The organism is Flavobacterium sp. 102 (assembly GCF_003634615.1).
Classification (GTDB): Bacteria; Bacteroidota; Bacteroidia; order Flavobacteriales; family Flavobacteriaceae; genus Flavobacterium.
Map to the genome: position 1 here is coordinate 1,385,015 of NZ_RBKX01000001.1, position 19,567 is coordinate 1,404,581.

Annotated in this window: 16 protein-coding genes, 2 tRNA genes and 3 rRNA genes; 19 read left to right on the forward strand and 2 right to left on the reverse strand. The window is 39.5% G+C overall.

Annotation, left to right across the window (positions count from 1 at the left end; all coding sequences use genetic code 11):
* Positions 1 to 234 precede the first annotated feature (234 nt).
* From C8C84_RS06110 to C8C84_RS06160, 10 genes are all read left to right on the forward strand, one after another.
* Positions 235 to 1,056: a MotA/TolQ/ExbB proton channel family protein gene (locus tag C8C84_RS06110; RefSeq protein WP_121312693.1), complete on the forward strand. Its 822-nt coding sequence runs from the start codon at positions 235 to 237 to the stop codon at positions 1,054 to 1,056.
* A 49-nt stretch (positions 1,057 to 1,105) separates the two neighbouring features.
* Positions 1,106 to 1,735, forward strand: coding sequence for a biopolymer transporter ExbD (locus C8C84_RS06115; RefSeq protein WP_121312694.1), 630 nt, complete (start codon positions 1,106 to 1,108; stop codon positions 1,733 to 1,735).
* 18 nt (positions 1,736 to 1,753) lie between these two features.
* Complete coding sequence (locus C8C84_RS06120; protein WP_121312695.1) at positions 1,754 to 2,332, forward strand: biopolymer transporter ExbD; 579 nt, start codon at positions 1,754 to 1,756, stop codon at positions 2,330 to 2,332.
* 31 nt (positions 2,333 to 2,363) lie between these two features.
* Positions 2,364 to 3,149 (forward strand): energy transducer TonB, encoded by a 786-nt coding sequence (locus C8C84_RS06125; RefSeq protein WP_121312696.1) that lies wholly within the window; start codon positions 2,364 to 2,366, stop codon positions 3,147 to 3,149.
* A 248-nt stretch (positions 3,150 to 3,397) separates the two neighbouring features.
* Positions 3,398 to 4,318 carry a PstS family phosphate ABC transporter substrate-binding protein gene (locus tag C8C84_RS06135; protein ID WP_121312698.1) on the forward strand — a complete coding sequence of 307 codons (921 nt, stop codon included), beginning with the start codon at positions 3,398 to 3,400 and terminating at the stop codon, positions 4,316 to 4,318.
* A 10-nt stretch (positions 4,319 to 4,328) separates the two neighbouring features.
* A complete protein-coding gene (locus tag C8C84_RS06140; protein WP_121312699.1) occupies positions 4,329 to 5,990 on the forward strand; it encodes a tetratricopeptide repeat protein in 1,662 nt (553 codons plus the stop codon).
* Positions 5,991 to 6,171: 181 nt separating this feature from the next.
* Positions 6,172 to 6,804 carry a 7-carboxy-7-deazaguanine synthase QueE gene (locus C8C84_RS06145; protein WP_121312700.1) on the forward strand — a complete coding sequence of 211 codons (633 nt, stop codon included), beginning with the start codon at positions 6,172 to 6,174 and terminating at the stop codon, positions 6,802 to 6,804.
* Positions 6,805 to 6,813: 9 nt separating this feature from the next.
* Positions 6,814 to 7,194, forward strand: coding sequence for an energy transducer TonB (locus C8C84_RS06150; protein ID WP_121312701.1), 381 nt, complete (start codon positions 6,814 to 6,816; stop codon positions 7,192 to 7,194).
* 33 nt (positions 7,195 to 7,227) lie between these two features.
* Positions 7,228 to 7,632, forward strand: a complete 405-nt coding sequence (locus tag C8C84_RS06155; protein WP_121312702.1) for a DUF2059 domain-containing protein — start codon at positions 7,228 to 7,230, stop codon at positions 7,630 to 7,632.
* A gap of 102 nt (positions 7,633 to 7,734) precedes the next feature.
* Complete coding sequence (locus C8C84_RS06160; protein ID WP_121312703.1) at positions 7,735 to 8,892, forward strand: aminotransferase class V-fold PLP-dependent enzyme; 1,158 nt, start codon at positions 7,735 to 7,737, stop codon at positions 8,890 to 8,892.
* 110 nt (positions 8,893 to 9,002) lie between these two features.
* Here C8C84_RS06160 and C8C84_RS06165 read toward each other — a convergent pair whose 3' ends face one another.
* Positions 9,003 to 9,731 (reverse strand): bifunctional 2-polyprenyl-6-hydroxyphenol methylase/3-demethylubiquinol 3-O-methyltransferase UbiG, encoded by a 729-nt coding sequence (locus C8C84_RS06165; protein WP_121312704.1) that lies wholly within the window; start codon positions 9,729 to 9,731, stop codon positions 9,003 to 9,005.
* Positions 9,732 to 9,877: 146 nt separating this feature from the next.
* Here C8C84_RS06165 and C8C84_RS06170 point away from each other — a divergent pair, with 146 nt between their 5' ends.
* Genes C8C84_RS06170 through C8C84_RS06180 form a run of 3 tightly spaced genes read left to right on the forward strand, consistent with a single transcriptional unit; the run spans position 9,878 to position 11,041 of the window.
* Positions 9,878 to 10,378: a YkgJ family cysteine cluster protein gene (locus tag C8C84_RS06170; protein ID WP_370453640.1), complete on the forward strand. Its 501-nt coding sequence runs from the start codon at positions 9,878 to 9,880 to the stop codon at positions 10,376 to 10,378.
* Between the two features lie 9 nt (positions 10,379 to 10,387).
* Positions 10,388 to 10,777, forward strand: coding sequence for a PH domain-containing protein (locus C8C84_RS06175; protein ID WP_121312705.1), 390 nt, complete (start codon positions 10,388 to 10,390; stop codon positions 10,775 to 10,777).
* Positions 10,778 to 10,816: 39 nt separating this feature from the next.
* On the forward strand, positions 10,817 to 11,041 hold the full coding sequence (locus C8C84_RS06180) for a hypothetical protein (RefSeq protein ID WP_121312706.1): 225 nt from the start codon (positions 10,817 to 10,819) through the stop codon (positions 11,039 to 11,041).
* Here the strand turns inward: C8C84_RS06180 and C8C84_RS06185 are convergent.
* Positions 11,038 to 12,303: an exo-beta-N-acetylmuramidase NamZ domain-containing protein gene (locus tag C8C84_RS06185; protein ID WP_121312707.1), complete on the reverse strand. Its 1,266-nt coding sequence runs from the start codon at positions 12,301 to 12,303 to the stop codon at positions 11,038 to 11,040. The genes C8C84_RS06180 and C8C84_RS06185 overlap by 4 nt on opposite strands.
* A 4-nt stretch (positions 12,304 to 12,307) precedes the next feature.
* Between C8C84_RS06185 and C8C84_RS06190 the strand changes: the two genes are divergently transcribed.
* The 6 genes from C8C84_RS06190 to rrf all read left to right on the forward strand — a co-directional run bounded on the left by C8C84_RS06190 (position 12,308) and on the right by rrf (position 19,217).
* Positions 12,308 to 13,540 carry an ABC transporter permease gene (locus C8C84_RS06190; RefSeq protein WP_121314990.1) on the forward strand — a complete coding sequence of 411 codons (1,233 nt, stop codon included), beginning with the start codon at positions 12,308 to 12,310 and terminating at the stop codon, positions 13,538 to 13,540.
* Between the two features lie 511 nt (positions 13,541 to 14,051).
* A 16S ribosomal RNA gene (locus C8C84_RS06195) occupies positions 14,052 to 15,563 on the forward strand.
* Between the two features lie 88 nt (positions 15,564 to 15,651).
* Positions 15,652 to 15,725: transfer RNA gene (locus C8C84_RS06200), tRNA-Ile, on the forward strand.
* Positions 15,726 to 15,879: 154 nt separating this feature from the next.
* Positions 15,880 to 15,953: transfer RNA gene (locus tag C8C84_RS06205), tRNA-Ala, on the forward strand.
* 132 nt (positions 15,954 to 16,085) lie between these two features.
* Positions 16,086 to 18,966, forward strand: a 23S ribosomal RNA gene (locus C8C84_RS06210).
* 141 nt (positions 18,967 to 19,107) lie between these two features.
* Positions 19,108 to 19,217: ribosomal RNA gene (rrf, locus tag C8C84_RS06215) — 5S ribosomal RNA — on the forward strand.
* Together the 16S, 23S and 5S rRNA genes with 2 tRNA genes alongside form the textbook arrangement of a ribosomal RNA operon.
* The last annotated feature ends 350 nt before the right edge of the window (positions 19,218 to 19,567 follow it).

The window sequence follows — 19,567 nt, forward strand, 5'->3', positions numbered from 1 at the left end:
TTCACGTTATACATAATAAATGTGTATTAAAACCTTGAAAATTAGACTTATTTTTATTTATTATTTAATGATTGTTTTAAATGTTAGAAACACCCTCAAAAGTGTATTTAAAACGATATGTTATTAAAATTAAAAAAAGTTTTTTTATTTGAAGTAAAAAATTAAATTTGCTCCTAATCAAGTTTATTAACAACTAAAACTTATAATTTATTAAAACTTTTAAAATTTAAAAAAATGGCAAACGTTAAAAAAGAATCTGGTTCGAATGGTTTAGGGATGATGTCGGGAATCATCATTGTAGCATGTATTTTTGTTGGATGGTTAATTTGGCAGTTTATAATGGGTAATGGTGCTAACTTTGAAGGCAACGTGAATACAGGTCATCCGCTACCAGGAAATTACCTAGCAATGGTATATAAAGGTGGGCCAATTGTTCCGGTTTTGATGGGACTATTATTAATGGTAGTGGTATTTTCAATTGAGCGTTTCTTTGTTATTTCAAAAGCAGGAGGAAAAGGGAACTTAGATACTTTCATGAGAAATGTACAAGCTAGCGTTAAAGCTGGAAATATTGATGATGCAATCAATGCTTGTGACAAACAACAAGGTTCTGTTGCTAATGCAATCAAATCAGCTCTAGTAAAATATCAAGAGGTTAAAAAAGAAGGGTTTACGAGCGAAGAAGCTGCGGAAACAATTCACAAAGAAATCGAAGAAGCAACTTCATTGGAAATGCCAATGTTAGAAAAAAACATGACTATTTTGTCTACACTTGTAGCTCTTGGAACACTTGCCGGATTATTAGGAACAGTAACAGGGATGATTAAAGCATTTGGTGCGTTAGCTTCTACAGGTACTCCTGACCAAGCGGCATTAGCAAATGGTATTTCTGAAGCTTTGATCAATACTGCAACCGGTATCTCAACTTCTGCCCTAGCAATTGTAACTTACAACTTCTTTACTTCTAAAATCGATACTTTAACTTACTCAATTGATGAGGCAGGTTCAACTATTGTGAACACATACAGAAAATTCAGAGGAAGTTTAAAATCATAATTCAGTAATTAGGTATTCTACTTATTGTAATTTAAAAACAAGTAAATAAATGGCTAAAATAAAATCGCATAAGGCAGCAGGCGCCATCGACATGACGGCGATGTGTGATGTGGCTTTCCTTTTGCTTACCTTTTTTATCTTAACAGCTACGGCCAAAATGCCCGAGCCGTTACCGGTAGATACGCCTTCTTCCACTGTTCAGACTAAATTGCCGGAAACGGGTTTGGTGATGTTAACAGTCGGGAAAAGCGATGGTAAGGAACAAGTGTTTTATGGAATGAAAGATAGAGCAATTCGTTCGGGTGCTCTTGATTATATGGCTCAGAAATACAAACTGACTTTTACAGAGGAAGAAAAAGCCCAATTCGCACTTGTTGACGAGTTTGGTGTTCCTATTGAAAGTTTAAAGCAATTACTGGCGATGAAAGCTGCGGATAGAGTAAAAAAAGGAGTGCAACCTGGTATTCCTCATGACTCTATCAACAATCAATTGCAAGATTGGATACAAGGCGCAAGATTGGCAAATATCAATGAAGGTGCTACTAAAGAACTTCAATTTGCAATCAAAGGTGATGCTAAGGAAGAATATCCTCAGATTAAAAGAGTGATGGATATTTTACAGGACCAAAAAATCAATAGCTTTAATTTAGTTACTGGTTTAAGAGGAAAAGATTATTAATTTTAATAATAATATAAAATGGCTGAATTAAATACCGGCGACGGCGGTGGCAAAAAAGGCAGTAAAAAAGTAAGAAGTAAAAAGTCCAATGCAAAAGTGGATCTTACTGCCATGGTGGATTTGGCATTCTTATTGATTACGTTCTTTATGTTGACAACGTCTTTATCAAAACCACAATCTATGGATTTGGGTTTACCGGATAAGAATAAAGAGGATGAACCTAAAGATAATATAAAAGTTGACCAAAAAAGAACCATGACTATTATCATGGGAAAAGACAACCAAATAAAATGGTTTCATGGGTTGTTAGAGACACCTGAACCGGGTGGAGCTCCAACTAATGCGGTTTATGGAAAGAATGGTTTGCGCAAAGAAATTTTGAAAAGAGTAGTTTCTGTTAATGAGTATTGCCAAACTTTACCAACCTATAAAAAAGGGGACGGATTGATAGTAATTATCAAACCAAGTAAGAAATCAACATATAGAAATTTAGTTGATATACTGGATGAAATGGCAATTTGCAAGGTTCCATCTTATGCGATTGTAAATGACATCACTCCTGAAGAACAAAAACTAGTAGACGAAATGAACAAGTAATGTCTTGTGCTAATCTTTAAAAAGTAAAAATATGAAATTAGACTTATTAAAAAGACAGTGGATAGACATCGTTTTTGAGGGACGCAACAAAGCCTATGGTGCTTATGAGTTGCGTAAAGAAAACCCCAAAACTACTTTGCGTTCACTAGCGATAGGAGCTGTTATATTCGGTTTAGCCGTAAGTGCACCACTCATCATTAGCTTAATACCGGAAGGTACTGAAGACACTTCTTTGGATCAAAAGATTGTCACCATTAAGTTACCTCCAAAAGAGAAACCGCCTGAAAATCTTCCACCACCGCCTCCACCGCCTCCAAAACAGGATCAGGTGAAATTTGTAAAACCGGTAGTGGCTAAAACAGAAGAGATTGTTGAAGAGCCACCTAAAGTTGAAGAAATTAAAGATAAAAAACTAGGAGCTGAAACGATTAAAGGAGATCCTGATGCACCTTTATCTGTTGAGCCGGTTGGAACAGGACCAAGTGTAGTTGAAGAAGATAATAATATCTACAACACAGCGGGTATCGAGGTAAAACCTGATTTCCCTGGTGGATTAGAGAAATTTTACAAATTCATTGGTAAAAATTTCCAAGTTCCTGAAGAGGATGGATTGAAAGGAAAGATTTTCGTAACTTTCGTTGTAGAAAAGGATGGTTCATTAACAGATATCAAAGTAATAAGAGATATTGGTTACGGAACCGGAAAAGAAGCCATCAGAGTATTGAAATCTTGTCCGAGATGGAATCCGGGTGAACAGAATGGTAAAAAGGTTAGGGTATTATACTCGCTACCGATTTCTATACAATCAGCCGAATAAATGATTTCAAAAATCATAGATAATTTTAAGAAGAAATCGCTAAAAGGGCGATTTCTTCTCGTTATTAGCTTATTGAATTTTATTGCTTTTTGTTTTTTAGGATCGCTTTTGCTGTTCTGGGAGCAATTAAAATTGAATTTGCCTAATAACCTTCAAATAATTGTAGGTTGCCTTATAATATTATTTGGTTTTATCCGTTTTATAACACAGGTAAAGCGTTTGAATAATTTAGATGATGAATAAAATAGATGAATAAAATAACAAAAACTATTACGGGTTTTCTTTTGCTAACATTATTATTTGTGTTTTCTTGTCAAGAAAAAGCAGATAGCAAGACGGATACCATACTTGAAGGGAAAGCGACAATTTATGTTGACGAGTCTGTATTGCCTATAATAGAAGATCAAGAAGCTGTTTTTGAAACACAATACAATGCTAAATTGCATTTGGTTGCCCAATCTGAAAATGAGATTTTGAATTCATTACTAAATGATTCAGCCAAAATTGCTGTTCTCACAAGAACACTTTCTACCAAAGAAATTAAGGTTCTAGAAAGCAAAAAGATTACGCCAAGAATTACGCCTTTTGCCACAGATGCTGTCGCTTTTATTAAAAGTAAAACAGCCAATGATACCATAGTCGTTTTGCAGGATATAATTGATTTTATTAGCGGCAAACCTGTGCCAAATATAAAAGGATTAGTGTTTGACAACCCAAATTCGAGCACTGTCAGATTCATGTCTGAAATAGCCGGAATGAAAATTGACAAACAGAAAAATGTGTTTTCATTCAAAACCAATGAAGAGGTTATCAAGTATGTAGCTGAAAACAATGGAATGATAGGCGTTATAGGGATGAATTGGATTTTTCAACCGCCATTAGATCTTCAAAAAGTAGTGGATCAAGTGAATGTTTTAGGCGTGAAAGGCAAAGATTCGAACGAATATGTATTTCCAACACAAGACAATCTAGCCCAGGGTAAGTATCCTTTGGCACGTCATTTGTATATCGTCAACTGTCAAGGATATTCCGGATTGGGAATGGGATTTGGTTCCTTCCTTGGTGGAGAAAGAGGACAACGCATCATTTTAAAATCAGGATTAGTGCCTGAACGTGTTCCAACCAGAAAAATCGTGATTAAAAATAATAATACAAAAGATAATAATTAAAAATTGCAAGATGAACAAATTTAAAATATTCAGCTTAGCGTTAGTAGCAACAACCGTTGCGAAAGCCCAGGATTTAGAGCCAGCGAAGAAAGCTATTGATGCTGAACAATTTGAGAAAGCAAAATCGTTGTTGAAATCCGTTATACAAACCAAACCTTCTAGTGGGAAAGCCGCTTTTCTTTTGGGTAACATTTACCTAAAACAAAACATTGCTGACTCAGCGTCAATCTATTTTCAAAAGGGTTTAAGCGCTAGTGATGGAGCCAAATTTAATAATATTGGATTGGGTCAAATGGACTTAGATGCTAATAATAAAACCGCTGCACAAGCCAAGTTCAATTTGGTTACCAAAGACTTAAAAAAGAAAGACACCGAAGAATATATTTATATTGCACGTGCCTATATGAATGCAGATAAGCCAGATTATGCAAGTGCTATTACGGTTTTAACCAAAGCGGCAACTGCAAATCCAACAGATCCACAAGTGCAATTGGCATTAGGAGATGCTTACTACGGTGAGAAAAAACAAAACGAAGCATATGTAGCCTATAGAAATGCCTACCAAGCAGACAGTTCATTAATCAGAGCCAAAATGCAATTGGGCGTTTTATTAAAAGGAGCCAAAGCTTATACTGAAGCGGTTAAAGCTTACAATGAAGTAATTGGAATCAACCCTAATTATGGTCCGGTTTACAGAGAGTTAGCTGAAACTTACTACTTATGGGGCAATAATGTACCGTCAACTTACACCGAAAATATTCAAAAAGCTTTAGGGTTTTATGAAAAATACATGAGTTTAACGGATTATTCAATCACTTCTCGCATGCGTCATGCCGACTTTTTGATCTTGGCTAAAGATTACAAAGCTTTGGAAGTTGAAGCTAATAAGATGAAAGAACTAGATGGTGTAAATCCTAGAATTCTAAGATACTTAGGTTATTCTGCTTACGAAAATGGTAATCCTGATGCAGCTTTGGATGCTTTACAAAAATTCATTTCTAATCCATCAAGCAAAATAATTCCTCGTGATTATTTGTATTTAGGTCAAGCCAAAATAAAAAAAGGAACCAGCGAAGATGGTAAAACAGTAGACCCGGTATTATTAGCGTCGGCTATTGAAGACATCAAAAAAGCAGTAGACATGGAACCTTTAGCAACAAATGAATTGAACGAATTAGGAAAAAAATTATATGATCAAAAGGCATTTGGTGCGGCAGCAGCTGTTTTTGAAATTGCGGTGACCAACCCAACTTCTAAAAATTATTTGATTGATAATTTCTACCTAGGAAATTCAATATACTATGATAACACCAGAAAAGATTTGGTAAAACCTGATCCGATAGCTTTGCAAAAAGCCGATGTTGCTTTTGGCAATGTAATCACCGCCTCACCAACTACTCAAGATGCCTACATTTTCAGAGCAAGAACTAATACGCTATTGGAGAATGACGAAATGATGGCAACTTACTATCAACAGTATATTGATGTAGTAACGGCAAAAGGGGAAGCTGAAGTGACTAAAAATAAAGCAAAATTTATTGAATCATACAATAATATAGCAGCTCATTATGCAAATTCTGATAAAGCAAAAGCGATTGAGTTTTTTAATAAAACGTTAGCTCTTGATCCGGCAAACAACTATGCTATTGAATCACTGAAATTATTGAAATAAGCAAAGCATTATAATTTTAAAAACCGTCTCAATCTTATTGAGGCGGTTTTTTTTATTTCATTTTTAAATTTTCGCCCGAAGCCAAAGGTCGAACAGGACAAAGCTAAATTAACTCATTTTCATACGAGCACAACCAACTGGCAAAGCAAATTGATTATCTTTGCCCACTATATTTTAAATAATGTTATCAAAAGAAACACAATCGGCCGTTGAAAAAGGGGAAATGCTTCCGCTAATGGAAGAATTTTATACCATTCAAGGCGAAGGATATCATACAGGAACGGCGGCTTACTTTATCCGAATTGGCGGTTGCGATGTAGGTTGTCATTGGTGTGATGTGAAAGAAAGTTGGAATGCGGAATTGCATCCGCCAACAAACACCGATATTATTGTTGACAATGCGGCTAAATATGCCGATACGGTTGTCGTAACCGGTGGCGAGCCTTTAACATGGGACATGACATTGCTGACGCAAAAGTTAAAAGCCAAAAATCTAAAAGTACATATTGAAACCTCGGGCGCTTATCCTGTTTCGGGAACTTGGGATTGGTTTTGTTTGTCTCCAAAGAAAAATAAATTACCCGTTGCCGGTGCTTATGAAATAGCAAGCGAGTTGAAAGTGATTATTTACAACAAACATGACTTCACTTTTGCAGAAGAGCAAGCAGCCAAAGTAAATCCTAATGCGATTCTTTTTCTACAACCCGAATGGAGTAAAAAAGAAGAAATGACACCATTAATCGTTGATTATGTCATGAACAATCCAAAATGGAGAGTGTCACTGCAAACCCATAAATATCTAAATATTCCTTAAACTCTATAGATGAAGTCAGTTAGATTATTATTGTTTGTTCTTGTACCAATGATGGGTTTCTCCCAAATTGGTGGAGAAGATGAAGTGTATCTCGGTGGAGATAGAATTGAAGCCAAATTCAATGGCGGAGGAATCGAGGAGTTTACCAAATTTATCAGAAAAGAATTTGATTATTCTAAAGTAACCAAAGCCGGAAAAATGGTTGGTGCTTTCACCGTAGATGTAGACGGCAGTGTTAAAAACATTAAAATTACCGAGTTTTTTGATGTCGAATCAGCAACGGAATTCATCAGGGTTTTGAAAAAATGTCCAAAATGGGAGCCAGCCAAACGTGGTGGTAAGCCTATCAGCATCGAGATAAAATACCCGATGGTATTCCGAGAAAAGTAGTATTTTTATAAATTATTAATAAATCAAAAAAAAATGAAAAAATTATTATTCGCAGTCGTTTTTGTATTAGTGTCTCAATTGGGTTTTTCTCAAGACAAACCAACAAAAGAAGATGTTGCAGCAGTTATTGAAAAAAGTGGTGCTTCAGGTCAAATGAATGCAGCTAAAAAGCAAGTTCTGGCAATGATTCCTCAAGATAAGCAAGCAGCTTTTGTCGTAGAATTTGATGTTTTATTGAAAAAAGTAAATGACTCAACAGTTGAAATTTACATGCAAGAGTATTCTAAAGAGGATATCAAAGCGATGTTGGCTTTTTATAACAGTCCGGTAGGAAAAAAAATGGCGGACAAAGCAGAAGTAATTGCCAAAAAATCACAAGAATCAATGGCGGGTTTACAAGGAGAAATTCAAGCTTTGATGATGAAATACATGCAATAGTAGCAGAACATAAATTAAAGTTAAAATCCCGAACACTGTTTGGGATTTTTTATTTTTACCAAATAATTATTACACGAGTGTCAGCGAACTGGCAATGCTATCATGAAATCACAATTTTTACTTGACCCGTCAATTACCTTTTTAAATCACGGTTCCTTTGGTTCTTGCCCGAAGCCCATCTTTGATGAATTCCAACGCTTTCAACGCGAGTTAGAATCCGATCCGGTTCAATTTATTCAGAAAAAATTACCCGAGTATCTCAAAATGGCCAAAGCTCCATTAGCCCAATTTATTGGATGTAATCAAGAAGATTTCTTTTTTGTACCCAATCCGACGGTGGCAATAAACACCATCATGCGCAGTTTGACATTGCAACCTGGTGATGAGATTTTGGCAACCAATCACGAATATGGTGCCATGGACAGAACTTGGAATTTTTATTGTAAAAAATCGGGAGCTAAGTATATCCGTCAAAATATTAGTTTGCCGATAGTTTCCAAAGAACAAATTATTGAAGAGTTTTGGAAAGGTTATAACAGCAACACTAAAGTTGTTTTTCTAAACCATATTTCGAGTTCAACCGCTTTGATTTTTCCGGTTCAGGAGATTTGTGACAAAGCCCAAGAATTAGGTTTAATCACGATTGTTGACGGCGCGCACGTTCCGGGTCATATTGATTTAAACATCACAGCATTGAATCCCGATTTCTACACAGGAACTTTACACAAATGGATGTTGGCACCCAAAGGCAGTTCGTTTCTCTATGTGAAAAAAGAATTCCAAGCCGATATTGAACCTTTGGTGGTAAGTTGGGGTTACGAAAGTCTGGCACCAAGCGAAAGTCAATTCCTAGATTATCACGAATACCAAGGAACCAATGATCATTCAGCTTTTTTGTGTACGCCAAAAGTAATTGAGTTCTTGGCGCAAAACAATTGGGCGGCCAAATCAAAAGCTTGCAAGCAAATCGTTTTTGACAATTACCAACGCTTTTGTGATTTACTCAAAACCCAACCTTTGGCACCGATAACGGCCGAATTTTTAGGCCAAATGGCGAGTATTCCGGTAAAAACTTCAAAACCGACTGAGTTAAAAGATTTACTATACGATCATTACAAAATCCAAATTCCGGTGATGCCTTTGAATGGGAATGTTTATTTGAGGTATTCGATTAATGCTTATAATTCGCAGGAAGATTTGGATGTTTTGTACAAAGCATTAGAAGATATTATTAAAACAACCAATTTGATAGAAGCATAAAGCCTAGCCCGGATAGTAACGGTATCCTTTTACACCTGTCAGGTTTTTAAAACCTGACAGGTGTAAAAGATATAGTGAATAGCCGGAAATAGCTTCTAACTTTTATAGAATTAGTGTGACAGCTTAGCCAAATAATCATAATGCTTGCCTTCAATGACCAATTCACATTCCAAACCATTGGCGTGAGCGGCATTTTGCAAAGTGTTGTAATCAAGATAGAGCCAAGGAAAAGTGTCCTCGGTTTGTCCTTTATAAGAAACGGTAAATGTCAGTTCGCCATAATAACCATTGGCAGGAACGAGAAAGCTACCGTCTTCGTCTTCGTCAAACATATAAATGATGTCCGAACTGTCAATCAAAATTTGTCCATTCGGATTTAAAAGCGACTTTAATTTCTGCAAATATTTGGAAGTTTCGGCTAAAGTGCCAAAGATTCCCGTGCCGTTCATTAATAATAGAATGGTGTCGAATTTTTGCTTCGCCTGTTCGCTTTCGCTCGGGTCGTTTTCAACGTCCAACAGATTCTGAACTCGGGCATTTTTTACGCCTCGAAGTTGGCAAGCTTTAATCGCATTGGGTGAAATGTCGATAGCGGTAACGTCAAAACCTTTTTCTTGTAAGTACAAACTGTGACTTCCTGCGCCGCAACCTACATCGAGGATTTTGCCTTTGGCGAGTTGCAAGGCTTTCTTTTCCAACTTGGGCATGTCATTATAGCCGCGGAAAAGATAATCCACACTCATTTCATCGGCTTCGGAGATATTGGTTTCAGTGATCAAATCTTCGGGTGAATTGTTGGTTTGAAAATCGAGTATGGCTTGGCCGAATAAATCTTTCATTCGTTTTATTTATTATTTTTTTAAGGTCTCATGCAGTCGCTTCGCTCGTGTCATTTTTTTGAGTTGCTAAGTGACTGAGATGCTGAGTGACTGAGTTTTTAAATGTTTTTACAGATGGATTGTGTAAAGTTGTTTAATTTTGCACCATGAGTTTGAAACCTTCCTTAAACGAAATCCAAAAGTTAGCCAAAGATAAGCATATCGAAAACAAAAAGTATTTCGACAAGCTGAAAAAGAAAACGCCCAAGAATTTGGATTATGTGATGCAGGATTTGCATGACGCGGAGTTTAAGCGAACCGATTGTTTGAAATGTGCCAATTGTTGTAAAACGACCGGACCATTATTTACTTTGGCCGATATTGAGCGCATTGCGAAACATTTGAAACAAAAGCCACAACAGTTTATCGATCAGTATTTGCGGATTGATGAAGACAAGGATTATGTGTTGCAAAATGTGCCGTGTACGTTTTTGGACAATGAAAACTATTGCCTGATTTATGACGTTCGTCCCAAGGCTTGCCGCGAATTTCCACATACCGATCGAAAGAAATTCCAACAAATCTCCGATTTGACTTTGAAGAATGTGGCGATTTGTCCTGCGGCTTATAATATTGTTGAAGAAATGAAGAAACGTTTACCTTTATAATGTATTGACATGAAAGTTTATAGATCTAAAATCGATTGGTGGTTGATTATCATCATTTTTATCGTCTTCTGTTATCCGATGATTGAAGGTATTTTGAGCAAAGACTATGTCATGTTCTCTGTTTCTTTCGGGGTTTTGAGTTTGGTTTTTTTGATGTTCAAATCTATCAAATATAAAATCGATGGAGAAAATCTGCAGATTTGGTGGACAAAAATCGATATTAAATCCATTCGGAAAATTTACAGCACCAACAATCCGCTGAGTTCGCCGGCGTTATCATTAGACAGAATTGCGGTGGTGTACAATAAGTATGATGAAGTGCTGATTTCTCCAAAAGAACGCGCCGATTTTATTCAGGAGCTTTTAAAAATCAATCCGAATATTGAGGTTGTAACATAATAAAGGACTTTTTTTTTCGTTTTAAAAAAAAAGACTGTTATGAAAAAATTCCCTTTTTATTTGCTGTTGATTTATGCATTTTCCTTGGCGACTGCTTTGTTTGGTTATTGGATAGATGCCGATGAACCTACAAATTCATTTGCTTTCCAAATGTTTGAAGTGTTTATGCTGTCGCTGATTATAACTGTATTGCTCTTGGTATTCTTTTTTACTCCGTACTTTTTGTTTCGATTTTTGAAAAGAATTGTAAAAGGAAATCCTTAATAAATCAAATACTTTTTGCGCATGACTTTAAAATCATTCAGCCCTTTCTCCCAAGATTTTCGAATGTCGTTTTCCGAAGTTCCGGCTTCAATTTGTTGTTGTAGTGTTTTGGTTCCGGCCAATTTGGTAAAGAAATCATTGAAGAATTTACTTTTATCTGTTGTCGTTTGATAGGCTTTGATGAGCCATTTTAATTCCAAACGGGTCACTTTTTCAATCTTCGACAAATCTTCACCATAACACAATTGGTCTTTATGCATTGGTTCTTTGGCACCAAAATTTGGAATGGGAGTAAAATTAAAACCGCTTTTTGGTAAAAAAGGCGAGCCGTAAATCTGAAACTGTTTTTCAGTTCCTCGTCCCGAACTTACATTGGTTCCTTCAAACAAACACAAACTCGCATATAAATTGATAGATTGATCATTCGGCAAGTTGGGCGAAGGTTTTACAGGTAAACTATAAGCCATTTCTCTTTTGTAATTCAGGCACGGAATTACTGTCAAGTTGCATTGAATTCCATTTTTTAACCATTTTTCTCCGTTAATCATTTTAGCATATTCACCAATAGTCATCCCGTGAAGTAATGGGATTTGGTGCATACCCACAAAGCTGGTGTTTTCTTTTTCTAATATAGGTCCGTCAACAATACTTCCATTCGGATTTGGTCTGTCCAAAACAATCAACGGAATGTTGTTTTCCGCACAAGTTTCCATTATATAATGTAGTGAAGATATGTAAGTATAAAAACGGGCACCAACATCTTGCAAGTCAAAAACCAAAACATCTATTCCGGCTAATTGTTCCGGTTTAGGCTTTTTGTTGTTACCGTATAAGGAAATGATAGGCAAATCGGTTTTGGTATCTTTTCCATCTTTAATCAATTCGCCTGCATCAGCCGTGCCGCGGAAACCGTGTTCGGGCGCGTAGATTTTTTGGACGTTGATTTTTTGTTCCAAAAGGTAATCGACTAGATGAACAGTTTCTCTTGAAATGGTTGTGTTTTTTGGGTCTGAAGTATGGTTAACTTTAGCGCTACTTAATACTCCTGTTTGATTGGTCACAATGCCAACTTTTTTATCTTTTAATAAAGGTAAATAAGTATTTGTGTTTTGTGCTCCTGTTTGAATTTCGAATTTTACATTTTTAGGAAGAATATCTTCTGCCTTATCCCTTATCTCTTTTTTCTTCTGCGAAGCTCCACACGAAACCATTAGCAAAACCGAGAATAAAACTGTATTTTTGAACACCAAATTTGAAATCATACCATTGAAATTAGAATATTTTATAGCGAAACGACTCATTACTGCTAAAGACCATAAAAGTAGTATTTCTGCGCCAATAATAAAAATAGCTATCACGGCCATTGCCTTGGGCATGATCATGATGATAATTTCTATCGCTACCGGTATGGGTTTGCAACAAAAAATACGCCAAAAGGTTTCCGCTTTCAACGGACACATTATAATTTCCGGTTACAACGACAACAATTCGGATGTTAGTACCAAACCGATTTCCATTAACCAAAGTTTTTATCCTAAGTTTAAAAATGTTGACGGAATCACTCATGTGCAAGCTGTCGCCAGTAAAGCCGGAATCATAAGAACAGAAACCGCTTTCGAAGGCGTCATTTTCAAAGGAGTCGGCAAAGATTACGAAATGACCAATCTTAAAGAATATTTGGTCGAAGGCAGACTGCCCAATTTCAAAGCCAATCTCAACGAAGAAGTTTTGATTTCACAATATCTAGCCAATCGTTTAGGCCTAAAACTCAATGATAAGTTTGTGACTTATTTCATGAAGGAAAATAGTGAAGGGTATAACCTGCGAAATTTTAATATAGTGGGTATTTACAATTCCGGATTTCAAGAATTCGATGCGAGTTATGTAATTGGAGATATTCGTCACGTTCAGAGAATCAACAAATGGAAGCCCAACGAAATCGGTTCTTTCGAAGTCTTCGTCGACGATTTTAAACAAATCGAACAAAAAGGACAGCAAGTCTACGCAGAAACTTCATCCACATTAGATACCCAAACCATAGTCGAAAAATTCTATTACATCTTTGAATGGCTCAAACTTTTCGATTTCAATATCATCGTCATTCTAATCGTTATGATAGCCGTTTCTACTATTAATATGGTAGTCGCGCTATTGGTTTTGATTTTAGAACGAACCCAGATGATCGGAATCCTAAAATCAATCGGCGCCAACAATTGGACTGTCCGGAAAATATTCCTCTACAATGCCGCTTACCTAATTGGAAGAGGATTGCTTTGGGGTAACATCGTTGGTATCGGATTTTTGTTGTTGCAAAAATACTTCGGCATCATCAAACTCAATCCTGAAAGTTACTACGTCAACGAAGCGCCTGTCGACATCAATCTATTCTACATATTGCTCTTAAATATAGGAACCGTAGCCATCTGCCTACTCGTTTTATTAATTCCTTCCTTTATTATCACCAAAATTACACCGTCAAAATCCATTCGTTTCGAATAGTAGCGAAAGGTTTGGTCTTTGTTGGTTATGGCAATTCCCGCTTTTCACTCTGCACGGCGCCGTTTCAATCGGGGCTAAAGGGGTGGCTTTTGGGTTCGTTTGTCAGGGATTTATAAAACTATTGGCGAACTGCATTTGTAAAATTCATGTTATCAGACGGTTAAAAAAAAGTTCAAAAAAGGGTTGTTTTTATTTGGATTGGGAGAAAAATAGTTTTTATATTTGCACCCCGCAAGAGAGGGAGTTCATTGAAAAGCTGGAGAAACAAGTTGGGAGAAAATAAATTTAAAAATATTTTCAAAAAAGCTTGCCAGAATAAAAAAGTTACTTACTTTTGCACCCGCTAACCGAAAGAGAGGCGATATAATAAGAAGAAAACGTTCATAGACATATTGAATTGACAGCCGTTCTAACAGAGATGTTAGGACAAATAAAAGAGAGTAAGAGAGTCGAAAGATTTGAAAAAGACTAGCCTTTGTCTAAAAAAACGATAAGAAATTATCAACAACATACGATGAAGAGTTTGATCCTGGCTCAGGATGAACGCTAGCGGCAGGCTTAACACATGCAAGTCGAGGGGTATAGTAGCAATACTAGAGACCGGCGCACGGGTGCGTAACGCGTATGCAACCTACCTTTTACAGGGGAATAGCCCAGAGAAATTTGGATTAATGCCCCATGGTATAATTGAATGGCATCATTTAATTATTAAAGTTCCAACGGTAAAAGATGGGCATGCGTCCTATTAGCTAGATGGTAAGGTAACGGCTTACCATGGCTACGATAGGTAGGGGTCCTGAGAGGGAGATCCCCCACACTGGTACTGAGACACGGACCAGACTCCTACGGGAGGCAGCAGTGAGGAATATTGGACAATGGGCGCAAGCCTGATCCAGCCATGCCGCGTGCAGGAAGACGCATCTATGGTGTGTAAACTGCTTTTGTACGGGAAGAAACACTCCGACGTGTCGGAGCTTGACGGTACCGTAAGAATAAGGATCGGCTAACTCCGTGCCAGCAGCCGCGGTAATACGGAGGATCCAAGCGTTATCCGGAATCATTGGGTTTAAAGGGTCCGTAGGCGGTTTAATAAGTCAGTGGTGAAATCTGGTCGCTCAACGATCAAACGGCCATTGATACTGTTAGACTTGAATTATTGTGAAGTAACTAGAATATGTAGTGTAGCGGTGAAATGCTTAGATATTACATGGAATACCAATTGCGAAGGCAGGTTACTAACAATTGATTGACGCTGATGGACGAAAGCGTGGGGAGCGAACAGGATTAGATACCCTGGTAGTCCACGCCGTAAACGATGGATACTAGCTGTTGGGCGCAAGTTCAGTGGCTAAGCGAAAGTGATAAGTATCCCACCTGGGGAGTACGTTCGCAAGAATGAAACTCAAAGGAATTGACGGGGGCCCGCACAAGCGGTGGAGCATGTGGTTTAATTCGATGATACGCGAGGAACCTTACCAAGGCTTAAATGTAGATTGACAGGACTGGAAACAGTTTTTTCTTCGGACAATTTACAAGGTGCTGCATGGTTGTCGTCAGCTCGTGCCGTGAGGTGTCAGGTTAAGTCCTATAACGAGCGCAACCCCTGTTGTTAGTTGCCAGCGAGTCAAGTCGGGAACTCTAACAAGACTGCCAGTGTAAACTGTGAGGAAGGTGGGGATGACGTCAAATCATCACGGCCCTTACGCCTTGGGCTACACACGTGCTACAATGGACGGTACAGAGAGCAGCCACTGGGTGACCAGGAGCGAATCTACAAAACCGTTCTCAGTTCGGATCGGAGTCTGCAACTCGACTCCGTGAAGCTGGAATCGCTAGTAATCGGATATCAGCCATGATCCGGTGAATACGTTCCCGGGCCTTGTACACACCGCCCGTCAAGCCATGGAAGCTGGGGGTACCTGAAGTCGGTGACCGTAAGGAGCTGCCTAGGGTAAAACTGGTAACTGGGGCTAAGTCGTAACAAGGTAGCCGTACCGGAAGGTGCGGCTGGAACACCTCCTTTCTAGAGACGATATAGAGGATAGTCCTCAAATTGGAAGAATTTTTTACTCTCGCTGTTAGTTCAAATATTATAATAAGCAAAAAAACAGAGTCTCGTAGCTCAGCTGGTTAGAGTACTACACTGATAATGTAGGGGTCCCCAGTTCGAGTCTGGGCGGGACTACTTTTTAATTGACAATTGATAGTTAATAATTGGTAATTACAAAGACTGTTTATGTTTATAAAAGGAAATTCTGGAGGTTGAAAATTCACTGCTGGTTTGCATGTAGTTTAGGTTACTGAGAAACTGAACACTGAACACTGCCTACTAGAGAAACGGGGGATTAGCTCAGCTGGCTAGAGCGCCTGCCTTGCACGCAGGAGGTCATCGGTTCGACTCCGATATTCTCCACAATGGCTAAAGTCACGCTGATAATTATTTGTCAGTGGCGACTCGCCACAAGTTCATTGACATATTGAGATAAGAAAATTTAAAAAGTAGAAAGAACACGTTTTTATGCAGTAATGTATAGAAGCAAAAGTACAATAAGCAAAATAAGGGCGTATGGGGGATGCCTAGGCTCTCAGAGGCGAAGAAAGGCGTGATAAGCTGCGAAAAGCTACGGGGATTGGCACACACGAATTGATCCGTAGATACCTGAATGGGGCAACCCGGCATGTTGAAGACATGTCATTCCGAAAGGAAAGCAAACCCGCTGAACTGAAACATCTAAGTAGGCGGAGGAGAAGAAAACAAAAGTGATTCCGTAAGTAGTGGCGAGCGAACGCGGATTAGCCCAAACCAAAGTTGTTACGGCAATTTTGGGGTTGTAGGACCACGACATTTCTTGCGGATTGAATTAGAATAACCTGGAAAGGTTAACCACAGAGGGTGATAGTCCCGTATAAGTAAGAGAAGATAAGGATAGTGGTATCCTGAGTAGGGCGGGGCACGTGAAACCCTGTCTGAATTTGGCGGGACCATCCGCTAAGGCTAAATACTCCTGAGAGACCGATAGTGAACCAGTACCGTGAGGGAAAGGTGAAAAGAACCGTGAATAACGGAGTGAAATAGATCCTGAAACCATACGCTTACAAGCGGTCGGAGCCCTTTAGTGGGGTGACGGCGTGCCTTTTGCATAATGAGCCTACGAGTTAACGTTGCTGGCAAGGATAAGTACTTAAGGTATGGATCCGTAGCGAAAGCGAGTCTGAATAGGGCGCTTTAGTCAGTAGTGTTAGACGCGAAACCGTGTGATCTACCCATGGGCAGGATGAAGCTGTGGTAACACATAGTGGAGGTCCGAACCGGTTGACGTTGAAAAGTCTTCGGATGACCTGTGGGTAGGGGTGAAAGGCCAATCAAACTCGGAAATAGCTCGTACTCCCCGAAATGCATTTAGGTGCAGCGTTAGTCGTAAAGTTATATAGAGGTAGAGCTACTGATTGGATGCGGGGGCTTCACCGCCTACCAATTCCTGACAAACTCCGAATGCTATATAATGTTTACTAACAGTGAGGGCATGGGTGCTAAGGTCCATGTCCGAGAGGGAAAGAACCCAGACCATCAGCTAAGGTCCCCAAATATATGCTAAGTTGAAAAAACGAGGTTTGTCTGCCCAGACAGCTAGGATGTTGGCTTGGAAGCAGCCATTCATTTAAAGAGTGCGTAACAGCTCACTAGTCGAGCGGACGAGCATGGATAATAATCGGGCATAAGCATATTACCGAAGCTATGGACTTGACTATGTCAAGTGGTAGGGGAGCATTCTAACAGGGTTGAAGGTGTGTCGTAAGGCATGCTGGACTGGTTAGAAAAGAAAATGTAGGCATAAGTAACGATAATGCGGGCGAGAAACCCGCACACCGAAAGACTAAGGTTTCCTCAGCTATGCTAATCAGCTGAGGGTTAGTCGGGTCCTAAGGCGAATCCGAAAGGAACAGTCGATGGCCAACGGGTTAATATTCCCGTACTTCTTATAATTGTGATGGGGTGACGGAGTGATGAAAGCACCGCGAACTGACGGAATAGTTCGTTGAAGTACCTACCTATAAGCTGCGCAGGCAAATCCACGCGGCTTGGGGAAATACGATAGTACTCGGAGCCTTCGGGCAAAGAGATAGTGTGCCTAAGGGCTTCCAAGAAAAACCTCTAAACTTAGATTATAAGAACCCGTACCGTAAACCGACACAGGTAGTCGAGGAGAGAATCCTAAGGTGCTCGAGAGATTCATGGCTAAGGAATTAGGCAAAATAGACCTGTAACTTCGGGAGAAAGGTCGCCAGCAGCAATGCTGGCCGCAGTGAAAAGGTCCAGGCGACTGTTTATCAAAAACACAGGGCTCTGCCAAATCGTAAGATGAAGTATAGGGCCTGACACCTGCCCGGTGCTGGAAGGTTAAGAGGAGATGTTATCTTCGGAGAAGCATTGAATTGAAGCCCCAGTAAACGGCGGCCGTAACTATAACGGTCCTAAGGTAGCGAAATTCCTTGTCGGGTAAGTTCCGACCTGCACGAATGGTGTAACGATCTGGACACTGTCTCAGCCATGAGCTCGGTGAAATTGTAGTATCGGTGAAGATGCCGATTACCCGCAGTGGGACGAAAAGACCCTGTGCACCTTTACTATAGCTTAGTATTGGTCTTGGATAAGTGATGTGTAGGATAGGTGGGAGACTATGAAGTGGCGTCGCTAGGCGTTGTGGAGTCATTGTTGAAATACCACCCTTTGCTTATCTGAGGTCTAACCCCGCTTATGTGGGGGACATTGCTTGGTGGGTAGTTTGACTGGGGTGGTCGCCTCCAAAAGAGTAACGGAGGCTTCTAAAGGTTCCCTCAGCACGCTTGGTAACCGTGCGTAGAGTGCAATGGCATAAGGGAGCTTGACTGAGAGACATACAGGTCGATCAGGTACGAAAGTAGAGCATAGTGATCCGGTGGTTCCGCATGGAAGGGCCATCGCTCAAAGGATAAAAGGTACGCCGGGGATAACAGGCTGATCTCCCCCAAGAGCTCATATCGACGGGGGGGTTTGGCACCTCGATGTCGGCTCGTCACATCCTGGGGCTGGAGAAGGTCCCAAGGGTTGGGCTGTTCGCCCATTAAAGTGGCACGCGAGCTGGGTTCAGAACGTCGTGAGACAGTTCGGTCTCTATCTACTGTGGGCGCAAGAAATTTGAGTGGATCTGATTCTAGTACGAGAGGACCGAATTGGACTAACCTCTGGTGTATCTGTTGTTCCGCCAGGAGCACCGCAGAGTAGCTACGTTGGGAAGGGATAAGCGCTGAAAGCATATAAGCGCGAAACCCACCACAAGATGAGATTTCTTTTAAGGGTCGTGGGAGATGACCACGTTGATAGGCTATAGATGTAAAGGCAGTAATGTCATAGTCGAGTAGTACTAATAACCCGTAAGCTTATGTACGTCATCCAGCCTCGCAAGAGGCTGGAGAAACTTTCTTTCTTTTATATTTCCGCTTCGCGGTAATTAAAATTTCTTTATCTCAGTATGTTAAGATATTATGTATTGTTCTCGTTTTAATAACGAGACCCTTGCAAAACGACTTAAGGTGGTTATTGCGTCGGGGCTCACCTCTTCCCATTCCGAACAGAGAAGTTAAGCCCGATTGCGCAGATGGTACTGCAGTTATGTGGGAGAGTATGTCGCCGCCTTTTTTTTGAAGCCCTATTCATTTATTTGGATAGGGTTTTTTGTTTTATATTGTTATTGGCGAACTAAAGTTCGCGTACCTGAAGCCCACTGGGCTTCCTCCTTTTAATTTCAAATGTCGGGGCTCACGGCTGAACATTCCGAACAGAGAAGTTAAGCCCGATTGCGCAGATGGTACTGCAGTTATGTGGGAGAGTATGTCGCCGCCTTTTTTTTAGAGAGTCCTTTACGAAAGTAAAGGACTTTTTTGTTTATAGGTACTACAGTTATGTGGTCCCGAAAGCTTTCGGGACGATAGCTATCGGGGGTCGCCGCCTTTTTTTGAAAACCCTTCATCTAACGATGAGGGGTTTTT